This window comes from uncultured Aliiroseovarius sp., from assembly GCF_947497285.1.
Lineage (GTDB): Bacteria > Pseudomonadota > Alphaproteobacteria > Rhodobacterales > Rhodobacteraceae > Aliiroseovarius.
On sequence record NZ_CANMFT010000004.1, the window covers coordinates 201202 to 222614 of the forward strand.

At 59.7% G+C, this 21413-nt stretch carries 23 protein-coding genes and 1 riboswitch; of the genes, 7 read left to right on the forward strand and 16 right to left on the reverse strand.

Annotation, left to right across the window (positions count from 1 at the left end; genetic code table 11):
* Positions 1-4 precede the first annotated feature (4 nt).
* The 15 genes from ihfB to miaB form a co-directional block, all read right to left on the reverse strand.
* A complete protein-coding gene (gene ihfB, locus Q0864_RS08805; protein ID WP_298568151.1) occupies positions 5-286 on the reverse strand; it encodes an integration host factor subunit beta in 282 nt (93 codons plus the stop codon).
* Between the two features lie 291 nt (positions 287-577).
* On the reverse strand, positions 578-2257 hold the full coding sequence (gene rpsA / locus Q0864_RS08810) for a 30S ribosomal protein S1 (RefSeq protein WP_298568154.1): 1680 nt from the start codon (positions 2255-2257) through the stop codon (positions 578-580).
* Positions 2258-2496: 239 nt separating this feature from the next.
* Positions 2497-3126, reverse strand: coding sequence for an NAD(P)H-dependent oxidoreductase (locus tag Q0864_RS08815; RefSeq protein ID WP_298568157.1), 630 nt, complete (start codon positions 3124-3126; stop codon positions 2497-2499).
* A 103-nt stretch (positions 3127-3229) separates the two neighbouring features.
* Positions 3230-3832 (reverse strand): (d)CMP kinase, encoded by a 603-nt coding sequence (gene cmk, locus Q0864_RS08820; protein ID WP_298568160.1) that lies wholly within the window; start codon positions 3830-3832, stop codon positions 3230-3232.
* Positions 3829-4350 (reverse strand): hypothetical protein, encoded by a 522-nt coding sequence (locus Q0864_RS08825; RefSeq protein ID WP_298568163.1) that lies wholly within the window; start codon positions 4348-4350, stop codon positions 3829-3831. Before Q0864_RS08825 ends, cmk begins: the two co-directional genes overlap by 4 nt.
* Positions 4347-5699 carry a 3-phosphoshikimate 1-carboxyvinyltransferase gene (gene aroA, locus Q0864_RS08830; protein ID WP_298568166.1) on the reverse strand — a complete coding sequence of 451 codons (1353 nt, stop codon included), beginning with the start codon at positions 5697-5699 and terminating at the stop codon, positions 4347-4349. The genes Q0864_RS08825 and aroA overlap by 4 nt, the downstream gene beginning before the upstream one ends.
* Before the next feature lie 67 nt (positions 5700-5766).
* Positions 5767-6495: a tRNA (guanine(46)-N(7))-methyltransferase TrmB gene (locus tag Q0864_RS08835; protein WP_298568169.1), complete on the reverse strand. Its 729-nt coding sequence runs from the start codon at positions 6493-6495 to the stop codon at positions 5767-5769.
* 82 nt (positions 6496-6577) lie between these two features.
* A complete protein-coding gene (gene metK, locus Q0864_RS08840) occupies positions 6578-7744 on the reverse strand; it encodes a methionine adenosyltransferase (RefSeq protein ID WP_298568172.1) in 1167 nt (388 codons plus the stop codon).
* A 4-nt stretch (positions 7745-7748) separates the two neighbouring features.
* A riboswitch (SAM-SAH riboswitch) is annotated at positions 7749-7797 on the reverse strand.
* A 32-nt stretch (positions 7798-7829) separates the two neighbouring features.
* A complete protein-coding gene (gene lnt / locus Q0864_RS08845) occupies positions 7830-9353 on the reverse strand; it encodes an apolipoprotein N-acyltransferase (protein WP_298568174.1) in 1524 nt (507 codons plus the stop codon).
* On the reverse strand, positions 9346-10293 hold the full coding sequence (locus Q0864_RS08850) for a hemolysin family protein (protein WP_298568177.1): 948 nt from the start codon (positions 10291-10293) through the stop codon (positions 9346-9348). Before Q0864_RS08850 ends, lnt begins: the two co-directional genes overlap by 8 nt.
* 36 nt (positions 10294-10329) lie before the next feature.
* On the reverse strand, positions 10330-10821 hold the full coding sequence (gene ybeY / locus Q0864_RS08855) for an rRNA maturation RNase YbeY (protein ID WP_298568822.1): 492 nt from the start codon (positions 10819-10821) through the stop codon (positions 10330-10332).
* A 1-nt stretch (position 10822) separates the two neighbouring features.
* Positions 10823-11875: a PhoH family protein gene (locus tag Q0864_RS08860; RefSeq protein ID WP_298568180.1), complete on the reverse strand. Its 1053-nt coding sequence runs from the start codon at positions 11873-11875 to the stop codon at positions 10823-10825.
* Between the two features lie 155 nt (positions 11876-12030).
* Positions 12031-12366 (reverse strand): hypothetical protein, encoded by a 336-nt coding sequence (locus Q0864_RS08865; protein ID WP_298568183.1) that lies wholly within the window; start codon positions 12364-12366, stop codon positions 12031-12033.
* A gap of 4 nt (positions 12367-12370) precedes the next feature.
* Positions 12371-12949, reverse strand: coding sequence for an OmpA family protein (locus Q0864_RS08870; protein ID WP_298568186.1), 579 nt, complete (start codon positions 12947-12949; stop codon positions 12371-12373).
* A 234-nt stretch (positions 12950-13183) separates the two neighbouring features.
* Positions 13184-14515, reverse strand: a complete 1332-nt coding sequence (gene miaB / locus Q0864_RS08875; RefSeq protein WP_298568189.1) for a tRNA (N6-isopentenyl adenosine(37)-C2)-methylthiotransferase MiaB — start codon at positions 14513-14515, stop codon at positions 13184-13186.
* A 147-nt stretch (positions 14516-14662) separates the two neighbouring features.
* Here miaB and Q0864_RS08880 point away from each other — a divergent pair, with 147 nt between their 5' ends.
* Positions 14663-15526 (forward strand): hypothetical protein, encoded by an 864-nt coding sequence (locus Q0864_RS08880; RefSeq protein WP_298568192.1) that lies wholly within the window; start codon positions 14663-14665, stop codon positions 15524-15526.
* Between the two features lie 117 nt (positions 15527-15643).
* On the forward strand, positions 15644-16072 hold the full coding sequence (locus tag Q0864_RS08885; RefSeq protein WP_298568195.1) for a peptidylprolyl isomerase: 429 nt from the start codon (positions 15644-15646) through the stop codon (positions 16070-16072).
* A 110-nt stretch (positions 16073-16182) separates the two neighbouring features.
* Here Q0864_RS08885 and irrA read toward each other — a convergent pair whose 3' ends face one another.
* The gene (irrA, locus tag Q0864_RS08890) at positions 16183-16599 is read right to left on the reverse strand and encodes an iron response transcriptional regulator IrrA (protein WP_298568824.1); all 417 of its coding nucleotides are present in this window, start codon (positions 16597-16599) and stop codon (positions 16183-16185) included.
* Positions 16600-16788: 189 nt separating this feature from the next.
* Here irrA and fabA point away from each other — a divergent pair, with 189 nt between their 5' ends.
* The 5 genes from fabA (at position 16789) to Q0864_RS08915 (ending at position 21403) form a co-directional block, all read left to right on the forward strand.
* A complete protein-coding gene (gene fabA, locus Q0864_RS08895) occupies positions 16789-17298 on the forward strand; it encodes a bifunctional 3-hydroxydecanoyl-ACP dehydratase/trans-2-decenoyl-ACP isomerase (protein WP_298568197.1) in 510 nt (169 codons plus the stop codon).
* Between the two features lie 59 nt (positions 17299-17357).
* Positions 17358-18587, forward strand: coding sequence for a beta-ketoacyl-ACP synthase I (gene fabB, locus Q0864_RS08900; RefSeq protein ID WP_298568200.1), 1230 nt, complete (start codon positions 17358-17360; stop codon positions 18585-18587).
* Positions 18588-18615: 28 nt separating this feature from the next.
* Complete coding sequence (locus tag Q0864_RS08905) at positions 18616-19404, forward strand: SDR family oxidoreductase (RefSeq protein WP_298568203.1); 789 nt, start codon at positions 18616-18618, stop codon at positions 19402-19404.
* A gap of 203 nt (positions 19405-19607) precedes the next feature.
* A complete protein-coding gene (locus Q0864_RS08910; RefSeq protein ID WP_298568206.1) occupies positions 19608-20435 on the forward strand; it encodes an alpha/beta hydrolase in 828 nt (275 codons plus the stop codon).
* The gene (locus Q0864_RS08915) at positions 20432-21403 is read left to right on the forward strand and encodes a threonine/serine dehydratase (protein WP_298568826.1); all 972 of its coding nucleotides are present in this window, start codon (positions 20432-20434) and stop codon (positions 21401-21403) included. Before Q0864_RS08910 ends, Q0864_RS08915 begins: the two co-directional genes overlap by 4 nt.
* The last annotated feature ends 10 nt before the right edge of the window (positions 21404-21413 follow it).

Below are 21413 nucleotides of genomic sequence, written 5' to 3' on the forward strand. Positions count from 1 at the left end.
CCTCTTACTTGCCGTTAAGACGGTCCCGCAAAAGCTTGCCCGTCTTGAAGAACGGCACGTGTTTTTCTTCAACTTCAACCGACTCGCCCGTCCGGGGATTACGCCCGATACGAGCATCCCTTTTCTTGACGGAAAATGCGCCAAAGCCGCGCAGTTCGACCCGATCTCCGCGGGCCATGGCCTCGATGATCTCATCGAAGATGGTGTTGACGATGCGTTCGACGTCGCGCTGATAGAGGTGTGGGTTTTCATCCGCGATCTTCTGGATCAGTTCCGACCGGATCATCTTGGTCCCCCCAAATTGGTCTATGTAATGGATTTTGCATCCTTATTCCGTCCAACTATAGGAGCAAACACACGATCGAGATACAAGCTTTGCAGCAGACGAGGAAAAAAATCGGCGCAAAACGTCCAATTTCGGTCTGTTTTTCCGACCTTCGTGGGCCAAGAAATGGGGCAGAGCTGAACAACCCTTCGAAAACAGTGGCCGCAAAGGCAGCGTGATTCGTCACGCTGCAGACAGAAAAACGGCCCCGTGCATCGCACGAGGCCGCTTGTTGTCTTGTGTGGATGAAGCTTAGTCGTCTTGCTTCAGCGCTGCACCCAGAATGTCGCCCAACGAGGCGCCCGAGTCCGAGGAACCGTATTGTGCAACGGCTTCTTTTTCTTCGGCAATCTCGCGTGCTTTGATCGACAGGCCCAGACGGCGCGATTTGCTGTCCACGTTGGTCACGCGGACGTCCATCTTGTCACCAACCTGGAAACGCTCGGGGCGCTGCTCGGCACGGTCGCGCGACAGGTCCGAACGACGGATGAAGGATTTCATGCCTTCATACTCGACTTCGATGCCGCCTTCTTCGATCGAGGTCACTTCAACAGTGATGATCGAACCGCGCTTCACGCCGCCAATGGCGTCTGCGAAGGGGTCACCGTCCAGGGCTTTGATCGACAGCGAGATACGCTCTTTGTCGGTATCAACTTCCGAGACAACAGCTTTGACGATGTCGCCCTTCTTGAAGTCCTGGATGGCTTCTTCGCCACGCTGGTCCCAAGAGATGTCGGACAGGTGAACCATGCCGTCGATTTCGCCGTCGAGGCCAATGAACAGGCCGAATTCGGTGATGTTCTTGACTTCGCCTTCGACCTCGGTGCCCTCGGGGTGTGTTTCTGCAAACACTTCCCACGGGTTGCGCATGGTCTGCTTGAGGCCAAGCGACACACGGCGTTTCGCCTGGTCGATTTCCAGCACCATGACTTCGACTTCTTGGCTTGTCGAAACGATCTTGCCGGGGTGAACGTTCTTCTTGGTCCACGACATTTCGGACACGTGCACCAGACCTTCAACGCCCGGCTCAAGCTCTACAAACGCACCGTAGTCGGTGATGTTGGTCACGCGACCAGTGTGCACTGTTTCCAGCGGGTATTTGCCAGCAACCAGATCCCACGGATCGTCTTGCAGCTGCTTCATACCAAGCGAGATGCGGTGGGTTTCCTTGTTGATCTTGATGACCTGAACCTTGATGGTTTCGCCGATCGTCAGGATCTCGGAAGGATGGTTCACACGGCGCCATGCCATGTCGGTAACGTGCAGCAGACCGTCAACACCGCCAAGGTCAACAAACGCACCGTATTCGGTGATGTTCTTGACGACGCCGTCAACCGCTTGGCCCTCGGTCAGATTACCGATGACTTCAGCACGCTGTTCGGCACGCGATTCTTCCAGAATTGCACGACGCGACACAACGATGTTGCCACGACGACGGTCCATTTTCAGGATCTGGAACGGCTGCTTCAGACCCATCAGTGGGCCAGCGTCGCGCACGGGGCGCACGTCAACTTGTGAGCCGGGCAGGAACGCAACAGCGCCGCCCAGATCGACCGTGAAGCCGCCTTTGACGCGACCGAAGATAGCACCTTCGACGCGTGCGTCGTCGGCATATGCTTTTTCCAGACGGTCCCATGCTTCCTCGCGGCGGGCCATCTCACGCGAGATAACAGCTTCGCCACGCGAGTTTTCGGCGGAACGAAGGAAGACTTCTACTTCGTCACCAACTGCGATTTCAGGAGCTTCGCCGGGGTTAGCGAATTCTTTAATGTCGACGCGGCCTTCCATCTTATAGCCCACGTCGATGATGGCTTGGCCTGCCTCGATGGCGATGACCTTACCTTTGACAACCGAACCCTCTTCGGGGGTGTCCATTTCGAAGCTTTCGTTCAGGAGGGCTTCGAATTCCTCCATAGTTGCTTTAGCGCACATATGCGTTTTGTTCCTTTACAAGTCGTTATTCGGGCCGTGCGGTTGTCTCCGCAGGTCTTGGATTTTCCAATTTGGTCAACGGGTTAACCACAATACAAAGAGGGCCGGAGCCTCCGACCCTGCTCGTATCCCTGTGATCGCAGTGTTTTCACCTTGTCGACAGGGGCGGGGAATACGGGGATTCTGCCAATAAAGCAAGGGGGATGCGCGGAATTGATCGCCCCTGCTCCAATTGTAGCCTAGTCGATCCGCGTCATTAGCTTTTCTACTGGTTTACGCACCTTTTTAAGCGACAAGAGCCAATCACCGCTTTCGTCGCGGTATCCAAGTGGCAACAGAACGACCGACCGCAAGCCACGTGACTTGAGGTCCAGGATTTCGTCCACCTTTTCGGAGTCGAACCCTTCCATGGGTGTGCTGTCGACTTCCAATTCGGCTGCTGCCGCCAATGCGAACCCAAGCGCGATATAGGCTTGACGGGCAGCATGTTCGAAATTGGTGCGGTCTTCACGGGGCAGGTAGTTGGCTTTCAGATTGTCATAATACTGCGACAAAAGCGGGTTCTCTCCGCCGCGTTCGTCTTTCATCTGGTCAACCACCGCATCAATGCGGTCTGCAGTATAGGTGTCCCATGCGGCAAACACCAAAAGATGCGAGCCATCCGTGATCTGCGCCTGGTTCCAAGCGACCTTCTGGATGTCCGCGCGTTTTTCCGGGTTGGTGACGACGAACACTTCAAACGGCTGCGTGCCGCTGGAGGTCGGCGCCAGCCTGATGGCTTCCAGAATTTGGTCCAGCTTTTCATCAGGGACCACTTTCGACGGGTCCATTTTCTTTGTGGCATAGCGCCAGTTCAGCTTATCTAGCATGTGGGTCCTGCCTTTTTGACGAGCCCGGATCATCCCGGTTCGACCCAGAGGTAAGCGCACAAAATCGCAGATCAACCACAGGCGAAGAAACGGATGAAATGACCTAACGGCAAGCGTCAATTGCGGCGACGGCTTTGGCGACCGCATCTTCGATCGACAGATCTGTGGTGTCGATGATCACGGCGTCACGTGCCGGCTTCAAAGGTGCTTCAGCGCGTTCGCTGTCGCGCTTGTCGCGAGCTTTGACATCGGCAAGCACCGCGTCGCGTGTCACATCGGCCCCTTTTTCTGACAGTTCCACGAACCGTCTTTCTGCCCGCACTTGCGCCGAGGCGGTCACGAACAGCTTTACCTCAGCCTCGGGGCAAATGACGGTGCCGATGTCGCGTCCGTCCAGAACAGCGCCCCCGTCACGCGCCGCAAAATCGCGCTGGAACGCATAAAGGGCGGCGCGCACGTCGGGCAAGACGGCCACGCGACTTGCGGCCTGTGCGACCTCTTGGGTGCGCAGATCGCCGTCCAGATCATGTTCCGTCAGCGACTTGGCGGCGACCACCGGGTCACCGCCGGCCAGAACCTTCGCCCCGACCGCCCGATACAATAGACCTGTATCCAGATGGGCAAAGCCGAAATGCGCCGCAACGGCCTTCGAGATCGTGCCTTTGCCCGCCGCAGCCGGGCCATCAATGGCGACTGTGAATTTCATCCTGTTTGCCTCCTCCAGCGCTGCCAAACCGCAAACATCACGCCTGCTAGAAAAATGGAAAGCGCGACTGTCACTGTGACCGATTTGAGCATTGTGAAAAGCGCGGCGATTGAAACGACCTCTTCATCGATGCGGTCCACGCCCAGCCGCAACAGGTCCGCAACGGCGGAGTTCTCGTTCCAATCAAAGATCGCCCCCAAGGCGGCGATGGACGCAAACCCAATTGCCCAGCGCGGCGGAAACAAAAGGAAATACGCCAAGATCAGCGACAGTGCCAAGAGTCCGGGATAGAGCGTGTCCAATTTGTGCTGCGGCCCCAGATACTGCGCCCGCCCTGTATCGCCCAAAGCCGACAGGAACATCCGCGCCTCGTCTGTGGTATAGCCAAAGGGGCGCAGGTCGAATGGCATCAACCCGCCCGCATCACCCGAGATGATCGGCAAGGCCCACAGAACCATCGCGAGATAGACCACCGTTGCCGCCGCAAACGCGAGCCAGAATGCCAGCCGCAGACTCAAGCGTTCGTGCGCACGATCTGCGCGCCCAGACCAGCCATCAATGGCTCAAACACCGGGAAGCTGGTGGCGATGGGGCTGCCATCGTCCAGATGGATGGGCTTTTTCGACGCAAACCCAAGGCAGGCAAAGCTCATCGCGATGCGGTGGTCCAGCACGGTGGCAACAGTCGCGCCGCCGGGAACGCCTTCGGGGCCGAGGCCTTCGACCGACCACCAATCCTCGCCTTCATCGACGGTCACACCAGCGGCGCGCAGCCCCTTGGCCATGGCGTCGATCCGGTCGCTTTCCTTTACGCGCAATTCATGCACGCCGGGCATTTCGGTTTTGCCAGTTGCGAAGGATGCGACGACTGACAGGATGGGGTATTCGTCAATCATGCTGGCCGCCCGCTCTGGCGGAACCACGATCCCTTTCATGTCGGGCGAGAAGCGTGCGCGCAGGTCAGCGACGGGTTCGCCGCCTTCGGTGCGTTCGTTCTCAAAGGTCAGGTCCGCACCCATGTCCTGCAACGTATAAAACAGACCCGCACGGGTGGGGTTCAGGCCGATATTGGGCACCAGCACGTCCGATCCGGGCACGATCAGTGCCGCGCAAACTGGAAACGCCGCCGAACTTGGATCGCGCGGAACCGTGATGGTTTGCGGGCGCAGTTCGGGTTGGCCTGTCAGCGTAATCATGTGGCCTTCCTCAGTCTCCTCAACCGTGATGTCCGCGCCGAAGCCCGCAAGCATCCGTTCGGTGTGGTCGCGGGTGGCTTCCTTTTCGATCACCACGGTTTTGCCGGGCACGTTCAGGCCAGCCAGCAGCACGGCCGACTTCACCTGCGCGGACGCCATCGGCGTAACATATCGCACAGCAACCGGGTCGCGCGCGCCTACAATGGTCATCGGCAACCGGCCACCGTCGCGTCCAAAACTTTGCGCACCAAACAGCGCCAGGGGGTCCGTCACACGCCCCATCGGCCGCGATCGCAAAGAGGCATCACCCGTGAAAGTCGCCGTGATCGGCTGGGTCGCCATCGCCCCCATGATCAAGCGCACGCCCGTGCCTGCGTTGCCGCAGTCAATCACGTCCTCGGGTTCAGCAAATCCGCCAACGCCCACACCGTTCACCCGCCATTCGCCGTCGCCCAGCCGCTCTACATCGGCCCCGAAAGCGCGCATGGCGTCTGCGGTGCCCAGCACATCGTCACCTTCCAGCAGGCCCGTAATGTGGGTTTCGCCGATGCACATTGCCCCGAAGATCAGGGACCGGTGGCTGATCGACTTATCGCCGGGCACACGGGCCTCGCCTTTCAGCGGGCCGGATTTGCGCGAGGTCATGGGGATGGCGGGACCGTGTCCGGACATGTGTCTACTCCTGTAATCTGCGATTGCTGATAGCGCAGACATTGGCGCGAAACCAGACCCCGCCGCGTCAGAGCCTGCGGAATGTCAGATAGTGCGGTGTCCGCCCCTCGCGCAGCGCCTTTTGCTCGTATCGGGTCGAAATCCAGTCGCTCCACGGCGCGCGCCAATCCGAAGGGCGTTCTCCCAGCCATTCGAACCCGGCGCGCGGCACCTCTTCCAGCGTTTGCCGGACATAGTCGGGAATATCGGTGGCCACGCGGAACTCGGCCCCCGGTTTCAGCACGCGGTGGAAGGGTTCAAGGTATTCCGGCGTCACGAAGCGCCGGCGATGGTGCTTTTTCTTGGGCCACGGGTCGGGATAAAGCAGAAAGGCTTTGTCGATGGATTGATCTGGCAGAACGTCAAACAGATCGCGCACATCGCCGGGGTGGACCGCGACATTCTCGCACCCTGCCGTGCGGATCTTCCCCAGCAGCATGGCGACGCCGTTGATATATGGCTCGCATCCGATGATGCCGACATCCGGGTTCATCGCGGCCTGATGCACCATATGTTCGCCACCACCAAAGCCGGTTTCCAGCCAAACGGGTCTGCCGCCGAACAGGGCTTCAAGGTCCAGCGGTGTGCGATCCGGGTTCGCCTCCCAATCGACCGCGCCGGGGCTAAGGGCGGCGAGGTCTTCCTCGAGATACCCTTGCTGGCTGTCGCGCAGGTGCTTGCCTTTCAGGCGGCCATAGAAATTGCGCCATGGCGCACCCGAGCGGTGATGGGTTTTAGAAGCATCATCTTGTGTCATGGCCGCGCCTATGCCGTGCAAAGGGCGGCCTCGTCAAGTAACGGGCCGCCCTTTTGGTGTGGGTTTGTGATGGGAAACCGGCCTAGACGGCCTTTGTCAGAGCGTCCACCAGATCGGTTTTTTCCCAGCTGAAGCCACCATCTGCGTCCGGTGCACGGCCAAAGTGACCATAGGCAGCGGTGCGTTCAAAAATCGGCTTGTTCAGCTGAAGGTGTTCGCGGATGCCGCGGGGTGTTAGATCCATCACCTTGCCGATCGCCTTTTCGATTTCTGACTCGTCCACCTCGCCGGTGCGGTGCGTGTCGACCAAAATAGACAAGGGATGCGCCACCCCGATGGCATAGGACAGTTGCAAGGTGCAGCGCTTCGCCATACCGGCGGCTACGATGTTCTTCGCCAGATACCGCGCGGCATAAGCGGCCGAACGGTCCACCTTGGTTGGGTCTTTTCCCGAAAACGCGCCGCCGCCATGCGGGGCCGCACCGCCATAGGTGTCCACGATGATCTTGCGGCCTGTCAGACCAGCATCTCCGTCCGGGCCACCGATGACGAATTTGCCCGTGGGGTTCACGTGCCACGCCGTGTTTTCCGTCAGCCACCCATCGGGAAGCGTATCACGGATGTAGGGTTCAATAGCGGCGCGCACATCATCCGGGGTCATGGTGTCGTCCAGGTGCTGGGTCGACAGCACAAGCGATGTCACTTCGACCGGCAGGTCGTTTTCATACCGGACAGACAGCTGAGATTTGGCGTCAGGGCCCATCCAGCCCTCGGTCCCATCTTTGCGCACTTCGGCCAGGCGGCGCAAAATGGCGTGGCTGTATTGCAAGGGCGCGGGCATCAACGCATCGGTTTCGACGGTCGCATATCCGAACATGATCCCCTGATCACCTGCGCCTTCGTCTTTGTTTTCAGATGCATCCACCCCTTGTGCGATATCCACAGACTGGGCGTGCAGAAAATTCGATACATCCATGGTTTCCCAATGGAAACCTTCCTGCGTATAGCCAATGTCCTTCACGCAGGCACGCGCGATATCCTCGACCCGGTCAAGCACGGCCTGAGGACCACGCACTTCGCCCCCAATCACGACACGGTCTGTGGTGGCAAAGGTTTCGCAGCCAACGCGGGCGTGCGGGTCTTCGGCCAAAAAGGCGTCAAGCACAGCATCCGAGATGCGGTCACAGACTTTGTCCGGGTGGCCTTCGGAAACGGATTCCGAGGTAAATACGTGGTTCTTGCGAGTCATGAAATGCTCCGTTGGTTGCAACCCGCCACGTCAGGAAGCCGTTGTGGCGGTGATGTCCCGGCGTATCAGCGATACAAGACCGGGGTCAATGCGATTTTCGCCTTCGGCTTAAAAGTGATACAAGCGCGAGGCTTAGCAGAAACGCCGACAGGGGAACATCGCTGAAGCGTGCATAAACTGTTTCAGCAAGCGCACCGGGCAAAGCGGCGTCCAGAAACCCGGCCTGTCCAAGCGGCAATTGGGTTTGCACACGACCCCGCGCATCCACCACTGCGCTGATCCCGGTATTGGCCACCCGCACCAAAGGCAGGCCAAACTCAATCGCGCGGAACCGGGCTTGAACGAAGTGTTGTTGCGGCCCTGAAAAGCTGCCGAACCAAGCGTCATTGGTGATCTGCAACATCCAATCCGGCCGCCCCGGCGCATTGCGGATATCGCGTGGAAAAATTGCCTCGTAGCAAATCAGCGGCAGCACTTTACCCAAGGGCCCCAGATCCAGAAGCGCCGGTCCCGGCCCGGCAGAATACCCTTGCCCCAGCTGCGAGGCGAAGGCGCCGATGCCGACCTTCAGGAACGCATCCCCAAAGGGCACGTATTCACCAAATGGGACAAGATGGTGCTTGTCATAGACGGCGGCGACCTTGCCCTCCCGGTCCAGATGCGCCAGCGAATTATAGTATCTCAGCGCCTCACCGCGCTGCAGCCCCATTACCACAGAGGCGTCCCGCGCAGCGTCCGAGATAACTTCGAACAACCCGTCCGACTGGCCCATCAGGTAAGGCACAGAGGTCTCTGGCCAGATCACCAGGTCCGGAGCAAGCCCCACCGGCGCAGAGGCCGTCAGGTCAAGCTGGCGTTGGACGAACCCGGGCGCGTGGTCGGGATCCCACTTCAGATGCTGCGCCGCGTTGGGCTGGATCAGCCGCACGATGCCCGGTCGGGTGTCGGGCAATTGCGCCCCTGCCCGACCAAGTCCGATGAGCACCGCCAACGAGACGACCACCAACAGGACACCCACATCGCGCACCCGTGACGCAGACTGCGGGACAGCGACCAGCGCCGCCGCCAGTAGCGCTGTCAAGAAGCTAAGCCCGCTTACCCCGACCCATGCGGCAAGCTGCGCGATCGGTGTGTCGATCCAGACCAGCCCCGGGCCCCCCCAAGGAAAGCCGGTGAAGATCACACCCCGAAAAAGTTCTGCGACGAAAAGCCACGCGGGCCATGCGATCCAGCCGCCCTGCCCTGCCTTGCGCAGACCCCAGTGTGTAGCGGCCGCCGCAAACGCCCAGAAAAGTCCCAGACCTGCGGCCATGCCGATCAAGGCAAAGGGCGCCATCCAGCCGTGGACCTCTGGTTCCACCAGAAAGGGGTTCACAAGCCAGACAAGCGTCAGCGCAAAATATCCTGTGCCCAACCCCCAGCCCGACACGGCAGCCAAGCGCGTTGTCGCGACACGCGACCAAATCAGGTATCCCAACGCCAGACCAAGAATGGTGAAAAACCACAGGCCGAACGGCGCCTGACCCAGCGCCGCGACCAAGCCGCAAAAGCAGGATAGAAGAAAAAGACCGACTGGCCTGCCTATGGCGCGGCTCAGGCTGTCAATCATCCGTGTTTCTGGCGACGGCGCCAGTTTGCCCCGACACACGCACGCGCAACCGTTTGATCCGGCGCGGGTCCGCATCGACCACTTCGATCTCGGGGCCTTCCGGCAGCGATATGACCTCGCCGCGTGCGGGCACGTGCCCCAGCAGGACGAAGACCAAGCCGCCCAGCGTCTCGATCTCTTCATCGTCGATGTCATCGCCGTGCAGTCGCATCCCAAGCTCGGCCTCGAATTCATCAAGCGGCGTCTTTGCCTCGGCCAGATAGCAACCCGGCTTTTCCTCAATCCACAGCGCCCCTTCTTCGAGGTCGTGCTCGTCCTCAATCTCGCCGATCACCTGTTCGATCAGATCCTCGATCGTGACCAAGCCATCCACACCGCCATATTCGTCGATCACCAGCGCCATATGCGTGCGTTCAGTTTGCATTTTTTGCAACAAGACGCCGATCGGCATCGAGGGCGGCGCAAACAGAAGGGGACGGATCAAATCGCGCAATGCAAAGCGCGCAGGCTTGGCCCCGGCCTTACCATTGAACCCGTGGGTCAACGCCACATCTTTCAGGTGAACAAGCCCGATGGGTGTGTCGAGCGTGCCATTGAACACCGGCAAGCGCGACAGTCCGCTGTCTCGAAACACCTCGACCAACTCGTCTTTCTGGATTTCTACGGGGATTGAGACGATCTCCGATTTCGGGATCATCACATCCTCGACGCGCATGCGTCGCAGATTCATCATGCCGGGAGTAACGGATTGCGTCGCGCCATTCGAAACTATGACGGCTTCCGGTGGTGGCTCGCCGCCCGCATCCGCAGGGCTAAGTGCCCCAATGATACGGCCAAAAAAGCCAGTCCTTCCACTTTCGGTCTCGGTCCCTGTCTCGGTCTCGGTCTCACTCTGCGCGCTTTGCGCTGCTTCAGAAGAGCCGTCTGTCGTGTCGCCCATCGTCCCTTTTTCCGTAAACGCGCAAATTAGCGCAGGTTAATCTTCATATGGGTTGCAAATGCCCATCTTGCCAAGGATTTCAACCTCCAACCCCTCCATCAGGGCCGCATCTTTGTCATTTATGTGATCATAACCCAACAGATGCAGCATTCCATGCACCAAAAGATGAGTCACATGGACCGGAAAGTCCTTGCCTTGCGTCTCTGCTTCGCGCTGGCAGGTGTCATAGGCAATTGCGATATCGCCCAGCTCGGGGTCGGTTGGGGGTGTCGGTGGGCCGCCATGAACGGCTGCGGCACGGTCTTCTGATGGCCATGACAGCACATTCGTCGCCTGCTGCTTGCCGCGAAAATCGCCATTCAGGGTGGCAATACGCGTGTCGTCGCAGGCCAGCAAACTTACCTCAAGGCCCGCGTCAAGAGGGGCAAGCGCAAGATGCGCCTGCGTTGCTTGCGCAGCCCGATGAGCCAAGGCGTCAAGATCAACCGCCTTCCAGCGGTCGTCTTCAATGATCAGATCCACCTGCATGTCAGCTGTCGCGGCGGCCATTTTTCGACGCACGGACCAGCGCTTTCTGGTCCGCGTCATCATAGGCCTCGATGATCTTGGCCACGAGCGGGTGGCGCACCACGTCTTTCGAGGTGAAATAGTTGAACGCGATCTGGTCGATCCCCTTGAGCAGCCCTTCGGCGTCACGCAATCCGCTGTCCACGCCGCGCGGCAAATCCACCTGACTGCGGTCGCCCGTGATCACCATCCGCGACCCCTCGCCCAGGCGGGTCAGAAACATTTTCATCTGCATCGTGGTCGCGTTCTGGGCTTCGTCCAGAACCACGAACGCATTTGACAACGTGCGCCCGCGCATGAACGCCAGAGGCGCAATCTCGATCCGTTTTTCCTCGATCAGCTTGGCGACCTGTTTGCCGGGCAAAAAGTCGTTCAGCGCATCGTAAAGCGGCTGCATGTAGGGATCGACCTTGTCTTTCATGTCGCCCGGCAGGTATCCGAGTTTTTCGCCCGCCTCGACCGCGGGGCGGCTCAGCACAAGCCGGTCCACATGCCCCCCCAGAAACATGTTCACACCAACGGCGACGGCCAGATAGGTCTTGCCAGTGCCGGCGGGTCCGATACCAAAGGCAAGCTCTTTCTGAAACAGGCTCAGGACATAAGCGCGCTGGGCGTCAGTGCGGGGTTCAACCGTTTTCTTGCGGGTCTTGATTTCGACCGGGCCGCCCTTGAACATCTCCATCTGGTCGCCGTCACGTGTGCCCGTGCCCTGGTCCGAGGCGCCCATACGGATTTCGCCGTCGATATCACCTGCCTCCACGGTTTTGCCTGCCTCCAACCGCTCATAGATCGCGCGCAGCACCTCGCACGCCTTTTCGCGCGCATCGGGTTCACCGATAACGACAAGCTGATTGCCGCGCCGCAAAATCTGCACGCCAAGGTGGCTTTCAATGTGGGTCAGGTTGCGATCAAATTCACCGCACAAATCAATCAAAAGGCGGTTGTCGGGAAATTCAAGCAGCGCTTCAGGTGCAGTTTGAGCGTCCGGGGCTGCAGTCAGGTCTTCAAATCCCAATACGGGTCTCCTGGTCAGGTCCTATGGGATGATGGTGCCAAGACAATGGGGCGGGCGCAAGCCCTCATCCGCAATTGTCATGTTTCCCAAATGAAGCGCGCCATCCGGACCAGCGCAACAGGCGGCGTTTTGCCGTCGGTCACGCGCTTGCTGGATCAAGGCTTCAGGTCGCGAAGGCCGGTCTGGCGCGGGTCACCGATCACGGCGCCGCGTGGCAAGCGGTTCGAACAGACAGGAAGCCCGGTGACCGGGTCATACCGGTTGTCGGCGTAACCTTCGATCCCATTGTCACCCAGCCACGCCTGGCACCCGTCAGGCAACACGGCAATGGCGAAGTTACGACTTTGCAAGGTGTCTTTGTTGCTGGTGGCGGTGTCGGTGGCGCGTGCGATCACCGGGATGCCCGATTGCCCCTGAAGGGTCGTCGTTGCCCCCGGACCGCATGCGACAAGCCCCAGAAGCAGTGCTGCGCTGATGAATGGTTTGGTCATATGCTCACTCCGGTAGCCTGTAACAAACCACCTCGACACGGCGGTTCTTCTGCATATTGGCCGCAGATGAGTTTGGGACGATGGGTTGGCTTTCCCCCAGACCAGCCAAACGGTCGACGACCGATCCGTTTTGACGTGCGATAGCGGCCACGGCTTCGGCGCGGCGTTCGGACAATCGCAGGTTCTGGCGGTCCGACCCGCGACTGTCCGTATGACCATAAATCGCATAGGAAAACGAATTGTCGCGGGCAAAGAACTCTGCCAGCCTCTGGCGTGCGGGCGACGTCAGGCGCGCGCTGTTCGTTGCGAACAGCGTATCTGAAGCTTCGACCAGACACGTGTTCTGGCGCAGGCAATAGGGCTTTCCGGTCTTCGGATGAAGGCGGGTGACCATATAACCCTCTTCCAGACCGTCAGACCACCAGTGCATGCATCCATCCGGGTCGATCCACACACCCCATTCGATCGCACCTGTGACCTCAACCCTTTGCTGGGCCATCGCAACCGGGGCCGCAACTGAAAACGCGGCGCATATCGCAGCAATACGCCAAAACCCCGCCCAGTCCATACATTTGACCAACATGGTCCCTACCATTTCTATACCCGCTTGGCCTGATCTGTTTTTTCCCACTTCCTGGTAGGGAGGCGTTACGACAGACACCAGCTGGCACGTTTTTCAATTTGTGCCACGCTAATAGTTTCGGTTTACCTAAAAAAGAACTAATCGCCTGCGATTGTTGGTATTTACCCACCAATACAGGACTTTTCTCACAGATTGTGGCAAACTCAGGCGTGACTTCGCCATTGGGTAGAGCGATCAATCGACCAGAACACCGGCCAAGGAGTTCGTGCTGCTTTCGATGATTCTCACCTGACGCAGCTCTCCGGTCTTGATATGCGGCGCGGTGACGTGGACGGCGTGCAGGTGGTCAGACTTGCCCACCATCTGCCCCTCAAGGCGGCCTTGCTTTTCAAACAGAACGCCGACTTCCTTGCCGACCATGCCCTGTTGGGCTGCGTGTTGTTGCTCGGTCAGCAGCGCCTGCAAACGGTGCAAACGTTCGGTCGCGACCGCATCATCCACCAGCGCGCGTTCGGCCGCCGGGGTGCCCGGACGGGTCGAGTATTTGAAGCTGTAGGCTTGCCCGTAATTCACTTCGCGGATCAGGGCCATCGTGTCCTCGAAATCCTGATCATCCTCTTCCGGGAAGCCTACGATGAAATCGCCCGACAGAAGGATATCAGGTCGCGCGGCGCGGATGCGTTCGATCACGCGCAAATAGTCATCGGCTGTGTGGCTGCGGTTCATCCGTTTCAGGATTTTGTCGGACCCAGACTGCACCGGCAAGTGCAGATAAGGCATCAGTTTTTCGCAGGTGCCATGCGCTTCGATCAGATCATCGGTCATGTCGTTGGGGTGCGAGGTAGTGAAGCGGATGCGCTCCAACCCATCGACATCGTTCAGCGCCCAAATCAGACGCGCCAGCGACCAGTCACCCCCCTCGCCCGCGCCGTGATAGGCGTTGACGTTTTGCCCCAGCAGGGTGATTTCGCGCACACCCCGTTCGACCAGATCACGGGCTTCGCGGAGGATACGGTCTGCCGGGCGGCTGACCTCGGCCCCACGGGTGTAGGGCACCACGCAGAAGGCGCAGAACTTGTCGCAACCTTCCTGAACAGTCAGGAAGGCCGACGGGTTGCGGGTCGCCTTTTGCGCACCCGGACGCTTGGGCAAATGTTCAAATTTGTCTTCTTCGGGGAAGTCGGTATCGAGCGCCTTTTCCCCCTTCGCCACCTGCTCCATCATCTGTGGCAGGCGGTGATATGTCTGCGGGCCGACCACTAGATCGACAAGCGGCTGGCGGCGCATGATCTCTTCACCCTCGGCCTGTGCGACACAACCCGCCACGCCGATTTTCAGATCGGGGTTGTCCGCCTTCAGACCCTTGAAGCGGCCAAGTTCCGAATACACTTTCTCAGCCGCTTTTTCGCGAATGTGACAGGTGTTCAGCAGGATCATGTCCGCATCATCCGGCGTGTCCGTTTCCACATATCCTCCCGCGCCCAGCGCTTCGGCCATGCGTTCGCTGTCATAGACATTCATCTGACAACCATAGGTGCGAATGAACAGTTTTTTCGGGTCGGACATGACGCGCAGTTCCCATTGGACAAGGCTTTGGATCAGGCCTCGTGTCCTACAGGAAAGAAGTTCGCCTCGCAACGCTTGCAAAAGGCCTTGAATTCATAGCATTTTGGCGCAGATGCTGCAGAAACCTGCGCCCCAAGAAAGTGACTGATGCGTTATCAAGGCCTGACAGATTTCCTGAAGACCGGCACCACGGCATTGACCAAGGGGCCGGTTGCGATGATCTTCGTCGAAGATCTGGTCGCAGTGGACAGCACCATCACCCACCATCAGAATGCCGGGTTTGCCGAAGTTCTTCTGTTCGCACCGGACGCTCTGGAACTGCCCGAAGCGTTGGAGCAGACGCTGCATCGTATTCCCTATGATCTGTCGCGCGAAGGGGCGTTGGAACACGCGGTCAACACGATCATCGAGGCCGCCCCCGGCATATGGCTCTACTATGGTTTCAACGCGGAATACCTGTTTCATCCCTTCTGCGAAACACGATCCATCGGAGAGCTTTTGGCGTTCCAGAACGAGGAACGACGCGACGCGGTTCTGGCCTATGTGGTGGACCTGTATGCGGACGATCTGGGCCAACACCCCGATGCGGTGTCGCTGGACCACGCCCTGATGGACAAGTCAGGCTACTACGCGCTTGGTCGGATGGACGAACAGGGCGAACCGCGTGAACGACAGCTGGATTTCTTCGGTGGCTTGCGCTGGCGGTTCGAAGAACACATTCCCGCCGCCCGGCGCAAAATCGATCGCATCGCGTTGTTTCGGGCCAAAAAGGGGTTGCGGCTGCGCCCGAACCACACGTTCAACGACGAAGAATATAACACCTTCGCCTGTCCCTGGCACAACAACATCACTGTCGCGATTGCCAGCTTCCGCACTGCCAAGGCCTTGAAATCAAATGCCGGGTCGACCTTCGACATTCCGACCTTCAAATGGCACAACTCGGTCGAGTTTGACTGGACCTCCAAGCAGTTGCTGGATCTGGGTCTGATGGAGCCGGGGCAGTGGTTCTAGGGTGGCTGTTGCGCCTCCCTTTACATCCGGCATTTATTCTTTAGGCTCCGCCCATCATACGAGCACCCGCGCAGCAAGCGGCCTCGTCCATTAATCCCCTTACATCGAGAGGCATCTATGACCGAGGTCACCACCGGCGCAACTGTGCGCATTCATTACACTGGCACCCTTGAAGACGGGACTGTTTTCGACAGCTCGGAAGGGCGCGACCCGCTGGAATTCACTGTCGGGTCCGGCATGATCATCCCCGGCCTTGATAAGGCGCTGCCCGGCATGAGTGTTGGCGAGCAGAAGAAAGTGACGATTGCACCGGAAGAAGCCTATGGCCCACGTCAGGACGAAGCGCTGCTTGAAGTCCCGCGCAAGGACATCCCTGCCGAGATCCCGCTTGAGGTCGGTTTGCAATTGCAGATGAGCGGCCCTCAGGGGCAACCGATGCCTGTGACCGTGGCCGAGCTGACCGACGACAGCGTGACGCTGGACGCCAACCACGCATTGGCTGGCCAAACCCTGATCTTCGATTTCGAGATCGTCAGCATCAGCTGATCCGCCCCAAGGCCTGCAAAAAAGAAAACCGCCCGGCAGATGCTTGGGCGGTTTTTCATTGGGTGATCGATTGGCCCGCGTCCGTCGGGTATGCGTCAGTCGAGCGTCAGTTAGGTGCGCCGCAACCGGATCACAACATCCACTTTGCTAATCTCGGCCCCCTCGGGTGCTTTGGGAAGGCCGGCGATTTTCAGGTCTTCTGCCGGGGCGTCCATCAGCTCTTCGCTGTCTTCCCAGAAGAAATGCGGATGATTGGAGACGTTGGTGTCAAAATAGCTGCGCGCGCCGTTTACGGTGATTTCGCGCAGCAGCCCAGCCTCGGAAAAGACCCGCAGCGTGTTATAGACGGTGGCAAGCGATACCCGCTCGGCGCTGTCGCGGCTGGCTTCATACAGGCTTTCCGCCGTCACGTGCCGGTGCTGCCCATCGCCCACCAAAAGCTGTGCCAAGGCAAGCCTTTGGCGCGTCGGGCGAAGCCCCGCGCTGGCCAACCAGCCTGCTTCGTTCTTGTGGTCGATACGATCCATATCCTTGCCGCCTGATCCGCATTTCATGAAACAACTGCTGGAATATAGGGGTTTATGGTGGAAAGTGCCAATATTTTTTGGCGTCCCGCCAATCCACCCGGTCCTTGACCCTGCCCCGCCCTTGCGTCCGACTTGGGGCGGGTGATAGAGGGGGAAGAGACGTAACACACAAGTATTGGGGCGGTGGGAATGGCGGATTATCCGACAAGCTTTGACAAGGCTGATCTTCTGAAATGCGCACGGGGCGAACTGTTTGGCCCGGGAAACGCGCAGCTTCCTGCCCCGCCAATGCTGATGATGGACCGCATCACCGATATTTCAGGTGATGGTGGCGAGCATGGCAAGGGCCACGTCATCGCCGAGTTCGATATCACACCTGATCTTTGGTTCTTTGACTGCCATTTTCCGGGCAATCCGATCATGCCCGGCTGCCTTGGCCTTGACGGCTTGTGGCAGCTGACTGGCTTTAACCTTGGCTGGCGTGGCTGGCAGGGGCGCGGCTATGCGCTGGGTGTAGGTGAGGTCAAGCTGACCGGCATGGTCCGCCCGGACCGCAAAATGCTGACCTACCGGATCAATTTCACCAAAGCCATCCAGACCCGTCGGTTGACCATGGGGGTTGCAGACGGGATTGTGGAAGCTGATGGAGACGTTATCTATCAGGTCAAGGATATGAAAGTCGCCCTGTCGGAAAGCTGACGGGACAACAAGATTTCCGGTGACGGGCGCCCGTCACCGCTTTGCGAAGGAGTGCGCGCATGCGTCGTGTCGTCGTCACCGGGTTGGGCATTGTCTCGGCCATCGGCAACAACAAGGACGAGGTTTTGGCCTCGCTGAAGGCTGGCAAGTCCGGTATCACCGCAAATGCAGACATGGCCGAACATGGGTTTCGCAGCCAGGTTGCAGGCAAGCCTGACATCGACATAACTGCACATGTGGACAAGCGAGCGCTGCGGTTCATGGGGCCGGGGGCGGCTTATGCGCATATCGCGATGACGCAGGCAATCGCCGATGCGGGCCTTGCCGAAGACGACGTCGTGAACCCCCGCACCGGACTGGTCGCGGGCTCGGGCGGACCATCGACCAGCGCGATGTTTGCCGCGCATCAGACGGCGCTGAAAACCGGCGCGACCAAGCGGATCGGCCCGTTCGCGGTGCCCAAATGCATGGGCTCGACCATTTCCGCGAACCTCGCGACGGCGTTCAAGATCAAGGGCATCAACTATTCGATCACCTCGGCCTGTTCGACGTCGCTGCATTGCATCGGCAATGCCGCCGAGCAGATCATGATGGGCAAGCAGGACGTGATGTTCGCTGGCGGCGGCGAGGAATTGGACTGGACGCTTTCGTGCTTGTTCGACGCAATGGGCGCGATGTCGTCCAAGTATAACGACACGCCTGAAAAGGCCTCGCGTGCGTTTGACGCAGACCGCGATGGGTTTGTCATCGGAGGCGGTGGTGCCATTTTGGTGCTAGAGGATCTGGAGCACGCCATGGCGCGCGGCGCCAGGATCTATGCCGAAGTCACTGGCTATGGCGCCACTTCGGACGGTCACGACATGGTCGCCCCGTCGGGTGAAGGCGGCGAACGCGCCATGCGGCTGGCGCTGCAATCCCTGCCTGAAACGCGAAAAGTGGGATATATCAACGCCCACGGCACCTCGACACCCGTGGGCGATGTCGGAGAAGTGGAAGCGGTGCGGCGCGTCTTTGGAGTTGGCACAACGCCTCCGATCAGTTCGACCAAGTCGATGACGGGCCACAGTCAGGGCGCCACGGGCGCGCAGGAAGCCGTTTACTGCCTGCTGATGCTTGAACATGATTTCATCGCACCGTCGATCAATGTCGAAACGCTGGATCCGGAAATCAAACCGGAAGAGATTGCGACCGCTTTGGTGGAAAACGCCGGGTTGGACACGGTCATGACCAACAGTTTCGGGTTCGGCGGGACCAATGGCTCGATGCTTCTCAGCAAATACCGCGACTGATGTTTTTAAACTGATATGAGGGACTGACATGACAGGGCTTATGCAAGGGAAACGTGGCCTCATCATGGGGGTCGCCAACAATCGGTCAATCGCGTGGGGCATTGCGCAGGCAATGGCCAACGAAGGGGCTGATCTGGCGTTTTCCTATCAGGGTGAAGCGTTCGGACAACGCGTTGCCCCGTTGGCAGAATCGGTCGGATCGGACTTGCTGGTTGAAATGGATGTTTCGGACGATGCAGCATTGGACAAGGGCTTTGATGCGCTGTGGTCCAAGTGGGACAGCATCGACTTTCTGGTCCACGCCATCGCCTACTCCGACAAGAACGAGCTGACTGGTCGCTTTGTCGATACCAGCCGTGCGAACTTCAAGCACTCGATGGATATCAGCTGTTATTCCCTGATTGAGGTCGCGCGCCGCGTGGCCCCGAAAATGACCGATGGTGGCACAATTCTGACCCTGACCTATGGCGGGTCGAACCGCGTGACCCCCTTCTACAACGTCATGGGGGTCGCGAAGGCGGCGCTGGAAAGCTCGGTCCGGTATCTGGCAAACGACCTTGGCCCCGATGGGATCCGCGTGAACGCGATTTCGCCCGGCCCGATGAAAACGCTGGCTGGCGCGGCCATCGGCGGCGCGCGCAAGACCTTCCGCCATACCGAAGCCAATGCGCCCCTGCGCAAGAACGCCACGCTAGAGGCCGTCGGTGGCACCGCGGTCTATCTGGCCTCGGACTACGGCGCCTGCACGACGGGCGAAATCATCACCGTCGACAGTGGCTTCCACGTTTTGGGCATGCCGCAGCCGGACCATCTGTAAGCAGTCAGCTCACCGGCTGAAGTCAAGACACAGCCCACAATAACTGCCCACAAAAGCCCCTGCCGGGGGCTTTTTTCGGTTCGACCCAACACGCAGGGCGGTCGCCTTTTGCGACAGCGGTGTAGCGGGATTGGCGCGGGCTCTGGACCCTCGGTGCGAACCCGTGCTTACTGTCCAAAAGACAAATGCGGACGGGAGCACAAATGGAAAACTTCACCGCCAATGATGGCCTGATCCTTGCCTACCGGGATGAAGGCGAAGGGCTGCCCGTGCTGGCCCTGTCTGGCCTGACGCGCAATTCGGACGATTTCAACTTTGTGGCCCCGCATTTGCAGGGGGTGCGCTTGATCCGTATGGATTACCGCGGTCGTGGCGCATCGGATTGGGGCCCGCATCAAAGCTATACCGTTCCCCAGGAAGCCGCCGACGCGCTTGGATTGTTGGACCATCTGGGGATCGATCGGGCGGCAATTCTTGGCACCTCGCGCGGCGGGCTGATCGCAATGGGGTTGGCGGCCTCGGTCAAGGAACGGCTGCTGGGCGTGTGCCTGAACGATATCGGCCCGGTGATTGACCCGGGCGGGCTGGACTACATCATGGGCTATCTGGGCCGCCCCCCTACGGCGCGGTTCTACAAGGACGCCGCCGCTGCACGGGCGCACGCGATGGCGGCGGTCGGATTCGACGACGTGCCAATGGCACGCTGGGAGGCCGAGGTCCGCAACCTGTTCAGCCAGTCGGAAACTGGTCTGAAAAACCGCTATGACCCAGCCTTGCGCGAGGCCGTCGCCGAAGCTGGTGCGCAACCTGCGCCCGACCTCTGGCCTTTCTTTGACGCCTTTCAGGACATGCCACTTGCGCTGATCCATGGTGCGAATTCGGACCTTCTGACCGACAGCACCGTGGCCGAGATGCAGCGGCGCTGCCCCCACATGCTGTATGGCCGCGTTCCGGGGCGCGGACATGTGCCCTTTCTTGACGAGCCTGAAGCGCTTGAGGTGATTGGCACATGGCTGGATCAGATGCGATGAACATCGACGCCATCCGAGCAGCAGCCCAGCGGACTGCAGGCCGCGCGCGCGTGACACCGCTGTTGTCCTCGCCTTTTCTGGATGACATCGCGGGACGGCGCGTGTTGGTAAAGCCGGAATGCCTGCAACACACCGGCAGCTTCAAATACCGAGGCGCCTGGTCGGCAATTTCCGCGCTGGAGACCACCACCCGCGCGCGCGGCGTCATCGCCTTTTCGTCGGGCAACCACGCACAAGGCATTGCCTTGGCCGCACGCCAACACCAGGCCCCGTCTGTGATCATCATGCCGTCGGACGCGCCTGCGATGAAGATCGAAAACACCCGCGCGCTGGGGGCCGAGGTGATATTGTATGACCGCGCGACCGAGGATCGCGACGCAATCGGCGCGAAAATTGCGGCCGACAGGGGGCTGACCCTGATCAAACCCTTCGACAATGCCGATGTGGTGGCTGGTCAAGGCACGGTCGGGCTGGAGATCGCCGAGCAGGCGCGCGCAGAAGGGCTCACCGTCGCCGAGGTGCTGGTGCCCTGTGGCGGCGGCGGGCTAACCTCGGGCGTGGCGCTTGCGCTGGAGGCGGACGCACCCAAGATGACCGTTCGACCCGTTGAACCGACGGGCTTTGACGATGTGGCGCGGTCACTCGCGTCGGGCAGGATCATGCGCAACGAACGCTTGTCCGGGTCGCTTTGCGATGCAATCATCACCGCGCAACCCGGCGACTTGACCTTTCCCATCATGCACAGGCTGTGCGGCACTGGGATCGTCGTGAGCGAAGAGGACTGCCTGCGCGCGATGGCGATGGCCTTTACACGACTGAAGGTGGTGATTGAACCGGGGGGCGCGGTTGCGTTGGCGGCTGCGCTGTTCCACCCAGACCAGATCAACGGCGACACGGTGATCGCCTTCGCCTCGGGTGGCAATGTCGACGCCCCCGTTTTTGCCCGCGCCTTGAACGAGTTTGCCTAATCGGAGGACC

Coding starts and splice junctions, on each gene's coding strand:
- ihfB (WP_298568151.1), bottom strand. CDS start 286: ATGATCCGGTCGGAACTGATCCAGAAGATCGCGGATGAAAACCCACAC.
- rpsA (WP_298568154.1), bottom strand. CDS start 2,257: ATGTGCGCTAAAGCAACTATGGAGGAATTCGAAGCCCTCCTGAACGAA.
- Q0864_RS08815 (WP_298568157.1), bottom strand. CDS start 3,126: ATGCTAGATAAGCTGAACTGGCGCTATGCCACAAAGAAAATGGACCCG.
- cmk (WP_298568160.1), bottom strand. CDS start 3,832: ATGAAATTCACAGTCGCCATTGATGGCCCGGCTGCGGCGGGCAAAGGC.
- aroA (WP_298568166.1), bottom strand. CDS start 5,699: ATGTCCGGACACGGTCCCGCCATCCCCATGACCTCGCGCAAATCCGGC.
- Q0864_RS08835 (WP_298568169.1), bottom strand. CDS start 6,495: ATGACACAAGATGATGCTTCTAAAACCCATCACCGCTCGGGTGCGCCA.
- metK (WP_298568172.1), bottom strand. CDS start 7,744: ATGACTCGCAAGAACCACGTATTTACCTCGGAATCCGTTTCCGAAGGC.
- lnt (WP_298568174.1), bottom strand. CDS start 9,353: ATGATTGACAGCCTGAGCCGCGCCATAGGCAGGCCAGTCGGTCTTTTT.
- Q0864_RS08850 (WP_298568177.1), bottom strand. CDS start 10,293: ATGGGCGACACGACAGACGGCTCTTCTGAAGCAGCGCAAAGCGCGCAG.
- ybeY (WP_298568822.1), bottom strand. CDS start 10,821: ATGCAGGTGGATCTGATCATTGAAGACGACCGCTGGAAGGCGGTTGAT.
- Q0864_RS08865 (WP_298568183.1), bottom strand. CDS start 12,366: ATGACCAAACCATTCATCAGCGCAGCACTGCTTCTGGGGCTTGTCGCA.
- Q0864_RS08870 (WP_298568186.1), bottom strand. CDS start 12,949: ATGTTGGTCAAATGTATGGACTGGGCGGGGTTTTGGCGTATTGCTGCG.
- miaB (WP_298568189.1), bottom strand. CDS start 14,515: ATGTCCGACCCGAAAAAACTGTTCATTCGCACCTATGGTTGTCAGATG.
- Q0864_RS08880 (WP_298568192.1), top strand. CDS start 14,663: ATGCGTTATCAAGGCCTGACAGATTTCCTGAAGACCGGCACCACGGCA.
- Q0864_RS08885 (WP_298568195.1), top strand. CDS start 15,644: ATGACCGAGGTCACCACCGGCGCAACTGTGCGCATTCATTACACTGGC.
- irrA (WP_298568824.1), bottom strand. CDS start 16,599: ATGGATCGTATCGACCACAAGAACGAAGCAGGCTGGTTGGCCAGCGCG.
- fabA (WP_298568197.1), top strand. CDS start 16,789: ATGGCGGATTATCCGACAAGCTTTGACAAGGCTGATCTTCTGAAATGC.
- fabB (WP_298568200.1), top strand. CDS start 17,358: ATGCGTCGTGTCGTCGTCACCGGGTTGGGCATTGTCTCGGCCATCGGC.
- Q0864_RS08905 (WP_298568203.1), top strand. CDS start 18,616: ATGACAGGGCTTATGCAAGGGAAACGTGGCCTCATCATGGGGGTCGCC.
- Q0864_RS08910 (WP_298568206.1), top strand. CDS start 19,608: ATGGAAAACTTCACCGCCAATGATGGCCTGATCCTTGCCTACCGGGAT.
- Q0864_RS08915 (WP_298568826.1), top strand. CDS start 20,432: ATGAACATCGACGCCATCCGAGCAGCAGCCCAGCGGACTGCAGGCCGC.